Raw genomic sequence first — 10,486 nt, forward strand, 5'->3', positions numbered from 1 at the left:
CCACGTGAGACAAGCTCTAAGGCTAGGGGATCATTCTTGTCTGGGGTTTACATCCCGTGGAATATGATCCGGCGCATCGAATCATTTGCGCCAATTTTCGGCCCCGTGCTTTACGGAGCGGGCAGTTCCTCGCGGGATTGTTCGAGGTGCAGCAGATACCGCTTGGCCGCCGCGCCACCGGCGTACCCCTCGGACCGGCCCGACGAGGCGACGATGCGGTGGCAGGGGAGCAGCACGCACAGCGGGTTCGACCCGAGGGCCGTGCCGACCGCTCGCGCGGCCCTCGGCCGGGAGAGGGCCTGGGCCAGTTCCCCGTACGTGGCTGTCGAGCCGTAGGGCACGACGCTGGGGAGTGCCCGGACCGTCTCGGCGCAGAACGGCGTCGCGAGCACCAGGTCCACGGGCAGGTCGAACTCCTGCCGCGCGCCGGTCAGATAGGCGTCGATCTGGCGGCCGGCCTCCTCGAACAGCTCCGTCTGCGCCCGCGTCCACGCCCCCGCGGGCGTCTCTCGCAGCCCGGCCCGCAGGATTCGTTCGCGTACGGCCGCCGGGTCCTGGAACCCGCAGTACACCAGCGCGTCGTCGGTCGCGGCGAGCCGGAGTTCCCCGAGCGGTGTCGTACGGCCGGTCAGCGCGACACCGCCGGAGACGGCGGGGTGGGATGTCTGCACGGATAGCTCCTGAGCTGGTGGTTCGGGCGGGCACTCGGCGGTCGCGGGGCGGCTCACGCCGACAGGGGGCGGCAGCTCTTGCAGGCGCGGTAGCCCGCACGGCTGGCCTCCCTCGCGGTCGTGAACGGCACCTGGTGGGGCGCGGTGATGCGCCGGGCGTGGGCGCAGGTCGGATGGCAGTAGATGCGGGTGGTGTCGCTGCCGAGGAACGCCGCGCCGCTGCTCGACCACCGGCGCACCTCGGCCAGGTCGAGGCCCTCCGCCACCCGGAGCGCGTCCCCGGCGTCCGGCGAGTACGCGGCGTCGCACGGAGTGCCGTTCTCGTACGTCACCCGATGGCACGGGATCAGCACGACGAGCGGATTGCGGGCCAGGGCGCCCAGGACCGTTTCGGGGCTCGCGGAGTCGGGCAGCGCGGCCTCCCGCGCGACCCAGGACAGCGGACGCAACTGCCCGGCCGGGACGGCCCGGACCGCGTCCAGCACCTGGGCGTCCGCCGCCTCGACGGGGCCCAGGTCCAGCGGCAGTTTCCTGGCCCGCCCCGTGCGCACAGCGGTGACCAGGCCGGGGAACCGTTTGGTCGCCGGGATCGCGGAACGGCCGGTGCGCGCGCGGTGCCGTTCCTCGAACAGCTCGGCCGTCAGCCCCCCGCTCGCCAGCGCCGACCCGGTGACGGACACCGGCGTGAAGGCCACGAACAGCTCGCCCGCCGCCGAGTCCAGCCGCACGTACGTGTCGTACCGCTCACGCGCGATGCCCACGCGCTCCAGGATGCGCAGCGCGAAGTCCGGCGGAACCGGCGGTTCGCCCAGCGCACCGGCAGCCTCCGGGTCGACCGGCGACGTGCCCGGCCCCTCGCGGCGTGCCCCGTTCATGTAGTCACCTCCCTCTCGTCCTCCGGCGCCAGCAGCCGCCGCAGGTCGCCCATCGCACGCGAGACCTGCGCCTTCGCCGTCCCCACGGGACAACCCTGTACCTGAGCCACTTCCGCGTAGCTCATGCCCACCACGTGCCGCAGCACCACCGGAATCCGGTAGTGCTCCGGCAGCTCCGACAGCGCGGCGACCAGCCGGCCACGGTCGTCCGTGGTCAGGGCCCGTTCCGCCGGGCCCGGCTCGGTGCCGGACCACGTGTCCTGCGCGTCGTCCACCCGCATGACCGACACCGGACGGCGAGTGCTGCTGCGCACATGATTGCGCCAGACGTTCGCCGCGATGGTCATCAGCCACGCCCGTGGACTCAGCGCCCGGCGACGCTCGGGAGGGTACGTCCGCAACGCCGTGTAGGCACGCAGGAACGTGTCCTGCCCCAGGTCGTCGGCCTCGGCGGCAGACCCGGAGACACGCAGCAGGAACGCGTGCACAGACCTGGCGTGGACCCGCACCAGCTCCGTGAAGCCGCTGTCCAGGTCCTCCGCCAGCAGATCGGTCAACTGCTCGGCCACTTTGTCCATCACCTACCTGAACACCGTCACCCGCAAAAGGGTTGCCGAACCCGGCACCGAAGGCCACCGGCGGCCCCTCACGGCGCCGGATACCCCGTGGGCGACAGCAGCGCGGGGTCACCGGCGTCGATGGCGTCGTACAGGCGGCGCAGGCGCGGCACCGGCTCGATGCCGAAGGAGTCGCCCAGCCGGCAGCGCAGCCGCTGGAACACGTGCAGCGCCTCGGTGCGCCTCCCGGACCGGTGCAGCGCCACCATGTACTGGGCCTGGATGTTCTCGTGCGTCGGGTGCCGGGCGGCCAGCACCGCCAGCTCGGGCAGCAGCTCGTGATGCCGGCCGAGCCGCAGATCCGCCTCGATCCGCCAGGCCAGCACCCCCATGCGGTACTCCTCCAGCTCGACCGCGTGCGCCGCACTGTGCGCCCCCGACGGCACGTCGGCCAGCACGGGCCCCCGCCACACCGCGAGCGCCTCGCGGAACAGCCGCGCCGAGCGCGCGACGTCCCCCGCGGCGGACGCCTCCCGGCCGCGCCGGCTGAGCTGCTCGAACAGGAGCCGGTCGCTGGCCTGCGGCTCCACCACCAGCTGATAGCCCTGGTTGTGGGTGACCAGAGTGTGACTGCGGTCCACCGGAACGCCGCGCAGCAGCTGGCGGATGTACAGCACGTACGTCTGGAGCGTGGACAGCGCCGTCTTCGGCGGCTGGGACCCCCACAGCTCGGTGATGCACTGCCCGGCCCGCACGATGTGGTTGGTGTCGAGGATCAGCAGCGCGAGCAGCTGACGGGGCTTGGGCGCGCTGGGAGTGCGGTTCTGGCCGTCGACCACGAGGGATAGCGGGCCGAGCACACCGACCCGCAGGGCGCCGGAGTGGGTGTGAACGGTTCGATGGTGTCGCGTCATGAAGAATTCCTCCGGCAGATCCCTGCGGCTGTGTCCGTTCCCGGCGTGCGACAGCACCATGTGTCTGAAGGAACGCCCGGCACAACGCCGACTTGAAAAAGAAGCGCGGGCCTTCGTCGTTGGCGGAAGATGTACGGTCCGGCCGCGCGCCGGACAACTTGATCCGCGGCGGCGGCGTCTGTCCCGACAAGTCGACGTTCCTCATGACTTGCCAACGACGAGCTCGGAAGGGTTTCCTTGCCGAAAGCAGAGAGAGGCTTTTTATTCTTCTTGCGCAGGGCAAGCGGGACCACGGGGGACCACGCATGGCCACGAAGCAGATTTTTCCCGCGCACGATCAATATCAAAGGATTTCGATCACCGACTTCAGCAGAGAGGTGTTCGGGCACCTGCCCCGCCAGGACCAGCGCCAGTGGGCGGAGACCTACCTCAGGGGCCTGCTCAGCACCCCGGGACGCAAGTCCGTACGACGGATGGCCGCCGCAGTCTCCGGCGCCCCCACCGCGTCGCAGTCGCTGCACCAGTTCGTCAGTTCGAGCCCCTGGCCCTGGGAGCCGTCGCGCAGCGCCCTGGCCGACTGGACCGGGCGACGGGCCGCCGTGCGCGCCTGGAACCTCGTACCGATCGTCGTGCCCAAGCGGGGCCGGCACTCGGTCGGCGTCCACCGCCGCTTCGACGCCACGGCCGGCCGCGTCGTCAACTGCCAGATCGGCGTCGGACTGTTGCTCTCCACGCGCCTCGGCGACCTGCCGGTCGACTGGCGGCTCCACCTGCCCGCGGCCTGGTGCGGCGATCCGCTGCTCCGCCGCCGGGCCCGCATCCCGGACTCGGGCGACGCCCGGTCGCTGTGGGCGCTCGGCCTGGAACTGGTCGACGCGCAGTCCGCGCGCTCGGACGGCAGGGCGGTCCCGGTGGTGGCAGACGCCCGGGACCTGCTCGACCCGACACCCCTCGTCAACGGCCTCAGCGGCCGGGGCGCCCGGTTCGTCCTCGGCGCCGCCGGCAGCCTCGTCCTGCGCGTCGGGTCACCCTTCGACCCGCGGTGGCAGGCGAACAGGACCGTCACGGCGGAACAGCTCTGCGTCGACGACCCACTGCTCCACCGAGGCGCGCAGATCCTCGCCCACTCCCGGCGCCACCGCGCCCAGCACTCCACCGCCCGCTGGAGCCTCTCCGGCCCGGTCCACCTGCCCCGCACCCGCCACACCCTGCGGCTGCTCGCCACCTGGCACCCCCGGCACGCCCGCCCGGCCCAGATCTGGCTCACCAACCTCATGCACGCCGACGTCGACGAACTCATCGACCTGGCCGGCACCCAACTCGGCACGAACTCCGCCCTCCAGTCCCTCCAGACCGACTTCGGCCTGTTCGACTTCGAGGGCCGTTCCTTCCCCGGCTGGCACCACCACATGACCCTCGTGTCGGCCGCGTACGACTGGCACGAACTGTCGGCCGCGGCCGGACAGGAGCGCGGCACACCGAGGTTGCGCATCGGCGACAGCCCCTTCGGGAGGGCGGATTCCGGGTGATCGTCGATGAGTTTCCGGTGGTGGTGCGGTCTACCTGATCGACGAAGGGAGCGCACCATGCGCAAGATCATTGTCTGTACGTTCCTGTCGCTGGACGGCGTCATGCAGGCGCCCGGCGGTCCCGACGAGGACCCCGAGAGCGGGTTCGCGTACGGCGGCTGGCAGAAGCCGGTGAGCGACGACGAGGTCGGTGCGGCCATCGCGGGCTGGTACGAGCCCTCCGACGCGATGCTGCTCGGGCGCAAGACGTATGAGATCTTCGCGTCGTACTGGCCGAGTGCCGATCCCGGCAACCCGTTCACCGAGCGGATGAACGGCATGCGCAAGTACGTGGCATCCAGGACCCTCACGTCCCTGGAGTGGCGGAACTCCACCCTGCTGGAAGGCGATGCCGCCGACGCCGTGCGCGAGCTCAAGGCGTCGGACGGCGGTGACATCAACGTCGTCGGCAGCGGCGACCTCGCCCAGACCCTCATGCGGCACGGCCTCGTCGACGAGTACCGGCTGACCATCCACCCGGTGATCATCGGCACCGGCAAGCGGCTGTTCGCCGACGGGGCGATCCCCACCGCGCTGGAGCCGGTCAGCGTCTCGACGACGAAGAGCGGCACCGTCGTCGGCGTCTACCGGCCGAACGGCGAGCCCAGCTACGACAGTTACTAGCCTGCGGGCGTACTTGCGATCAGAAACCGATCGGTTTACCTTGGTGGAAACCGATCGGTTTCTCGCGTTCCGGACGCAGCCATGACCGCTCTGAAGGGGGAGCCCAGGCCCGTCCTGTGCAGGATCTTCCAAGGCTGCGTCGGCGACAAGGCCGCGCTCCGCGCGGACTACCTGGACGAACTCCTCCGCTCGGGAGGCCGACAAGGGGCTGCTGTACGCGACGGTCTGACCGCGCATTCCCGTACGTAGCGCGCGGTCGGCCGCACTCTTCTCACGATCCCGAATTCCCCACCCAGGAGCCAAAGGCCATGCCTTCCCATTCCACCTCCACCATCTTCGTCATAGGCGGCACAGGAGCCCAGGGAATACCCATCGTCCGCGCCCTCGTCGCCGACAAGAAGTACTCCGTCCTGGTCCTCACCCGGGACGCCAGCTCCGCCCGGGCCCAGGAACTCCTCGGGCTCGGCAATGTCTCCCTCCTCGAAGGATCGTTCGCCGACGAAGACATCCTGCGGGAAGGGTTCCGCAGCTGCGACGGCGCATTCGTCAATATCGACGGATTCAACACCGGCGAGAAGACCGAGACCTACTGGGCGATCCGCAGTTACGAGATAGCGATCGAAGAGGGAATCACGTTCTTCGTCTACGGAAACCTCGACTACGCCCTCAAGAAGTCGGGCTACGACTCCAGGTTCCGCACCGGCCACTACGACGGCAAGGGGCGCATGGCCGAATGGGTTCTGTTCCAGAACGAGAAGAACAGCGACCGGATGGGAGCCGCGGTCTTCACGTCGGGCCCCTACATCGAGATGGTGATCTCGCCGCTCACGCCCATGACGCCCAGCATCGAGAACGGCATCGTCACCTGGCGAGTCCCGCTCGGCGAGGGAGCCGTCCCGCACGTCGCCCTCGACGACTGCGGCTACTACGTCCGCTGGCTCTTCGACCATCCCGAGCGGGCCAATGGAATGGACCTCGAAGTCGCCATCGAGCACATGACCTACGCCGATATGGCCGCGGCCTTCGAGAAAGTCACCGGGCATCCCGCACAGTACATCGACACCGACCTGGAAACCTACTGGAACAGCCCGGACCTGACGGGAATCGCCGACCACCCCGCCGGATACAACGCCGACCCCCACGACAAGAGCACCATGACCTTCCGCGACAACTTCACCGGCTTCTGGAACATGTGGAAACACGGAATCATCACCAGGGACTACCCCCTGCTCGACGAAATCCACCCCCACCGGATCCGAACCGCCGAGGAATGGTTCCGCCGAGAAGACCACCTGGGAAAGGAACTCGGCAAGGGAAGCCTCTGGGAGAGGGTCCAGCGAGAGAACTGGACCGCCGACTCGGCGGTCCTCAAGAGCAGCGCGGATTTCCGGACGGGCAAACTGTGAAAGTCTGCCAGGGGTAATCCGAGAACACGGGCTGCCGAGTCCCGTACAAGGTCGAGGAGTCGGTGACCAACTCCTCGACCAGGGCGGCGGTGATGCCGGGCCCGGCGCCCACGGAGATCCAGTGGGTCTTGTCGAGATAGCGCCCGGCGCCGATCGTGGCGTACACCGCACGCAGCCGCCGCCCATGTTCCGGCTCCGCCTTGACGGTAATGATCCGCTCGCCGGGATCGTCGGTGACGTTCAGAAAGACCTTCCCGGCAACCTTGCGGCCCTCAGGCCGGGGGAGAACGGACGGCTGCTCACGGTGCCAGGCAGCGAGTCGGCCGTCCGGCGCGCCGCCCGCTGCACCCGCGCCCCGGCGAGGCTCACCGCCCACCCCCCGAAGGGATGCTCCAGCACCGTGCCGAGCAGCCCCTCGGTGTGCCGAGCGGCCAGTCGCTGGACTTCCGCGCCGTCCACCGGCGGTTCCTCGACGCCCTGGAAATCCGCTTCCGCGAACTGCACCACGTGGACGACTACGCCCGCCTCCTCGGCTGCTCGGTCCGCACCCTCACCCGCGCCGCCCAGAACGCCGGCCACGCCGGCGCCCGCCAGGTCATCGACGAACGCCGCGTCCTCGAAGCCCGCCGCCTCCTCGGCCCCGCCACCTGGACCGCCGGCGCCGTCACCGCTCACCTCGGCTTCCCCGACCCCGCCGACTTCGGCCGCTTCTTCCGTCACCACGCGGGTCTCACGCCCGCCGCCTGGGCGACCCGGGCAGAACCCCGCCACACCAACTCCGGCCCGCACTCCGGCCGGAGCCTGTGAAACACGGCCCGACCACACCCGAGGCCGCGTGGTGCGGGGGAGCGGAGTTCGGCGTGAGCCGCGGCCGATCGGATGCCGTGGAGTGGGGAGCGGGGGAGAGCCGGAGGGAGCACGTTCTTCCGGCACCCCGCGTGACTCCCGGTGTGGCACGACGAGGCGCCACCGCGCGGCCGGGTGCACACCCCGCCCTCCGCTCCCGCTACGGCCGAACCGGGCACCTGGAGCGACACCCTCACCGTGGCGCTCGGCGCCGCCGGCGCGCTTGTCAGTCGCCCTGTCTCGCCGAGAGCCCCCGGGTGACGAGGCTGAGCGCTCCCGCCAGTTGTTCGCGGTGGTGGTGCAGCAGGTCGGTGGTGAGGCCGGTGTCGGCTGTCTCGCGGGCGAGGAGGTCGGTGGCCACCTTGAACACGGCGTTCATGGCGGCAGCCTGCGAGCGGATCTCGAACCCGTCGGCCGGCAGACCCACCCGCGCCGCGAGCGCCTCGGCGAAGGAGTCCTCGGCGCGCTCGCCGAGGACGAGGTAGACAGCGCGGAGCGCGGGCTCGTACCGGGTCAGGCGGACCACGGCGTGGACGGCCGAGATGTCCGCCTCGGAGGACGAGTCGAGGACCGGACGGTAGGCCTCGCGAAGGTGTTCCGTCAGTTCGATGCCGGGCGGCCAGGTGCGCAGGGCCGCCCGGAAGGCATCGACCACTTGGGTGAGGAGCGGCTCCACGCAGCTCTCCTTGGTGCGGAAGTGGCGCCAGAGGGTGCGTTCGGAGACCCCGGCGGCCCGGGCGATCTCCTCGCCGGACGTGGCGGCCACGCCCTGTTCGGCGAAGAGCCGCACGGCATGGCGGGAGATGTCGAGGCGCTGGCGCTCGCGCTGTTCGCTGCTCACGGGCGGCCGGCCGCGACGGGGTGCGTGGCCGGTGCCCGCTCTGAAGTCCTCCATCGGGTGATCGTAGGCGGCTCCTCGCGCGCGGGCCGATTGGCGCGAACATTATTGGCAGTCGCTGCCAGTAAAGTGCTACGGTCGGGCCACCGGAAGGACCACCGGAGGAGAGCCATGAGCGTCGCCGCCGAGCGCCTGCACCTGCCCCTCACCCGTCCGAACGTTCTCGACCTCGCCCCCTTCTACGCGGTGCTGCGCCGGGAGGCCCCGGTCGCGCCCGTCACCACCCCGGCCGGGGACCCCGCCTGGCTGGTCACCCGCTACGACGAGGTCCGCGACCTCCTCGGCGACAAGCGGCTCGGCCGCTCCCACCCCGAACCGGAACGAGCCTCACGCATCACCTCCGCCGCCGTACTCGACGGACCCTCGGGCAACTACGACACCGAGGAGGCCGACCACAGCCGGATGCGCCGGCTGCTGACCCCGGCGTTCTCGGCCAAGCGGATGCAGATGCTCTCCGGCCACGTCCAGGACCTCGTCGACCGCTGCATCGACCAGCTGATCACCGACCACGCGGACGCCCCCGACAGCGTGGTGGACCTGCACGCCGGCCTCGCCTTCCCCCTGCCGGTCGCGGTCATTTGCCGGCTGCTCGGCGTCCGAGAGGACGACCACGCGTACTTCGCCTCGCTGTCGGAACGCATGTCCAACCACGCCATCGGCGACGAGGCCCACCGCGCCCGCGACGAGTTCAGCCACTACATGACCGGCCTCGCCGAGGTCAAACGCCGTCAGCCGGGCGAGGACGTGCTCTCCGACATCGTCCGCGCCCAGAGCACCGACCCGGACTACGACTACGACGAGATGATCCGCCTCTGCGTCGGACTGCTGTTCGCCGGGCACGAGACCACCGTCAACCGCATCGGCCTCGGCACCCTCCTCCTGCTGACCCACCGCGACCGCTGGCAGGCGCTGTGCGCCGACCCGGACGGCAGGGTCAACGCCACCGTCGAGGAGATCATGCGCATGGGCGCGCCCGGTGACCTCGGGCTGCTGCGGTACGCCCACACCGACCTCGACGTCGCCGGCGTCACCATCCGCCGCGGCGACGCCGTGATCCTCTCCGTCAACGCGGCCAACCGCGACACCACCGTCTACACCGACGCCGAGACCTTCGACCCCGACCGCGAGGAACGCAACCATCTCGGTTTCGGCCACGGCGCGCACTTCTGCATCGGCGCCAGCCTGGCCCGCGTCGAACTGCGCGTCGTGTTCGCTGCCCTGGCCCACCGCCTGCCCGGCCTGCGGCTCGCCAAAGCCCTCGACGAACTGGAGGTACGCACCACGCTCACCGGCGGCGTCACCGAACTGCCCGTCACCTGGTGACGCCGCCGCAGTGGGAGCGGCTCCAGGCCATGAGCCCGGCCACGCGACGCGGACCGGGCTCACCCGCCTTCAGGCAGCCGGACAGGGCGACGAAGCCTCGGCAGCGGGCCGCGCCAGGATCTGCCGCGCGGTGTCGCACTGCCGCCGCAGCAGCGCCTTCCAGGTGGGGAGGAGGTCCGGACTCCCGGCGAGCGCGTGCCGCTGGGCCCTGGCGAGACCGGTGTACGCCGACCGGAGATAGCCGGTGCGGTCCTTGCAGGCCACATCGGCCCGCGCGGACGGCTCGGCCCTGAACGTCGCTTTCGGGGGAAGGCCGTCCAGCACCTGCGACGGATCACGGAACGTGAATCCCGACCGCTTCATGCAAGCGGCCCACCGCGCGTTCAGTTCCGCGAAGTCGGGGTGGCGCCACAGCAGGTTCTTCGCCTCCACCTCCGCCTTGTAGAGGCCGACGCGGGTCTCCGACCAGCTCCTGAGGCTCTGCCTCTCCCCGAGCAGCCGCACATCGGCCTGCGTCTGACAGCCGTCCTCGTCGTCGTAGAGCGCCCGCACATAGCGCTGGTCCACGCGCCCCGGCTGCTCGGCGATCGGGCTCTCGCCCGCCGCCACGGGCTGTTCGAGAGACTCCAGCCCGAACGGCCTGGGGCGGTCGGGGGCGCCGATCTCGGCAGGGTCAAGATCTGGGTACGTGAAACCGGCCTCCCTCATGCAGCGCGCGATCAGCCGGCCCTGCGCCGCCGTGATCTCGCCACCCACCTCCGCCGTGTCGTAGACAGCGGCGTAGATGGGCGGGAGCCAGTGGGG

At 70.6% G+C, this 10,486-nt stretch carries 13 protein-coding genes; 6 read left to right on the forward strand and 7 right to left on the reverse strand.

The annotated features are described in order from the left end of the window. Positions 1-110 precede the first annotated feature (110 nt). The 4 genes from AOK24_RS24565 to AOK24_RS24580 all read right to left on the reverse strand — a co-directional run bounded on the left by AOK24_RS24565 (position 111) and on the right by AOK24_RS24580 (position 3,017). Entirely contained in the window at positions 111-671 is a 561-nt protein-coding gene (locus tag AOK24_RS24565) for a methylated-DNA--[protein]-cysteine S-methyltransferase (protein WP_055722244.1), read from the reverse strand. Between the two features lie 53 nt (positions 672-724). Beyond that, positions 725-1,546, reverse strand: a complete 822-nt coding sequence (locus AOK24_RS24570; RefSeq protein WP_055722245.1) for an MGMT family protein — start codon at positions 1,544-1,546, stop codon at positions 725-727. After that, positions 1,543-2,124 (reverse strand): RNA polymerase sigma factor, encoded by a 582-nt coding sequence (locus tag AOK24_RS24575; protein ID WP_055722246.1) that lies wholly within the window; start codon positions 2,122-2,124, stop codon positions 1,543-1,545. Before AOK24_RS24575 ends, AOK24_RS24570 begins: the two co-directional genes overlap by 4 nt. 68 nt (positions 2,125-2,192) lie before the next feature. Next, a complete protein-coding gene (locus AOK24_RS24580) occupies positions 2,193-3,017 on the reverse strand; it encodes an AfsR/SARP family transcriptional regulator (protein ID WP_107104042.1) in 825 nt (274 codons plus the stop codon). Between the two features lie 305 nt (positions 3,018-3,322). Between AOK24_RS24580 and AOK24_RS24585 the strand changes: the two genes are divergently transcribed. From AOK24_RS24585 to AOK24_RS24595, 4 genes are all read left to right on the forward strand, one after another. Continuing rightward, on the forward strand, positions 3,323-4,546 hold the full coding sequence (locus AOK24_RS24585) for an IS701 family transposase (protein WP_063799512.1): 1,224 nt from the start codon (positions 3,323-3,325) through the stop codon (positions 4,544-4,546). Between the two features lie 57 nt (positions 4,547-4,603). After that, positions 4,604-5,209, forward strand: coding sequence for a dihydrofolate reductase family protein (locus AOK24_RS24590; protein ID WP_055722248.1), 606 nt, complete (start codon positions 4,604-4,606; stop codon positions 5,207-5,209). An 81-nt stretch (positions 5,210-5,290) separates the two neighbouring features. Then, complete coding sequence (locus AOK24_RS48660) at positions 5,291-5,458, forward strand: hypothetical protein (RefSeq protein ID WP_159051967.1); 168 nt, start codon at positions 5,291-5,293, stop codon at positions 5,456-5,458. Between the two features lie 59 nt (positions 5,459-5,517). Further along, entirely contained in the window at positions 5,518-6,615 is a 1,098-nt protein-coding gene (locus AOK24_RS24595) for an NmrA family NAD(P)-binding protein (RefSeq protein WP_055722249.1), read from the forward strand. On the opposite strand, the gene AOK24_RS46315 is transcribed toward AOK24_RS24595, so the two are convergent. Beyond that, on the reverse strand, positions 6,578-6,991 hold the full coding sequence (locus AOK24_RS46315; protein ID WP_240554098.1) for an MmcQ/YjbR family DNA-binding protein: 414 nt from the start codon (positions 6,989-6,991) through the stop codon (positions 6,578-6,580). The two genes, AOK24_RS24595 and AOK24_RS46315, sit on opposite strands and share 38 nt — an antisense overlap. A gap of 11 nt (positions 6,992-7,002) precedes the next feature. Between AOK24_RS46315 and AOK24_RS24605 the strand changes: the two genes are divergently transcribed. Next, the gene (locus tag AOK24_RS24605) at positions 7,003-7,422 is read left to right on the forward strand and encodes a helix-turn-helix domain-containing protein (protein WP_079056980.1); all 420 of its coding nucleotides are present in this window, start codon (positions 7,003-7,005) and stop codon (positions 7,420-7,422) included. 265 nt (positions 7,423-7,687) lie between these two features. Here AOK24_RS24605 and AOK24_RS24610 read toward each other — a convergent pair whose 3' ends face one another. Beyond that, complete coding sequence (locus AOK24_RS24610; RefSeq protein ID WP_240554100.1) at positions 7,688-8,356, reverse strand: TetR/AcrR family transcriptional regulator; 669 nt, start codon at positions 8,354-8,356, stop codon at positions 7,688-7,690. Between the two features lie 114 nt (positions 8,357-8,470). Between AOK24_RS24610 and AOK24_RS24615 the strand changes: the two genes are divergently transcribed. Next, positions 8,471-9,682, forward strand: a complete 1,212-nt coding sequence (locus AOK24_RS24615) for a cytochrome P450 (protein WP_055722251.1) — start codon at positions 8,471-8,473, stop codon at positions 9,680-9,682. 69 nt (positions 9,683-9,751) lie between these two features. Here the strand turns inward: AOK24_RS24615 and AOK24_RS24620 are convergent. Beyond that, on the reverse strand, positions 9,752-10,486 hold a 735-nt coding region (locus AOK24_RS24620), incomplete at its 5' end, for a hypothetical protein (protein ID WP_055722252.1).

The organism is Streptomyces niveiscabiei (assembly GCF_001419795.1).
In the GTDB taxonomy this organism is placed as follows: Bacteria; Actinomycetota; Actinomycetes; order Streptomycetales; family Streptomycetaceae; genus Streptomyces; species Streptomyces niveiscabiei.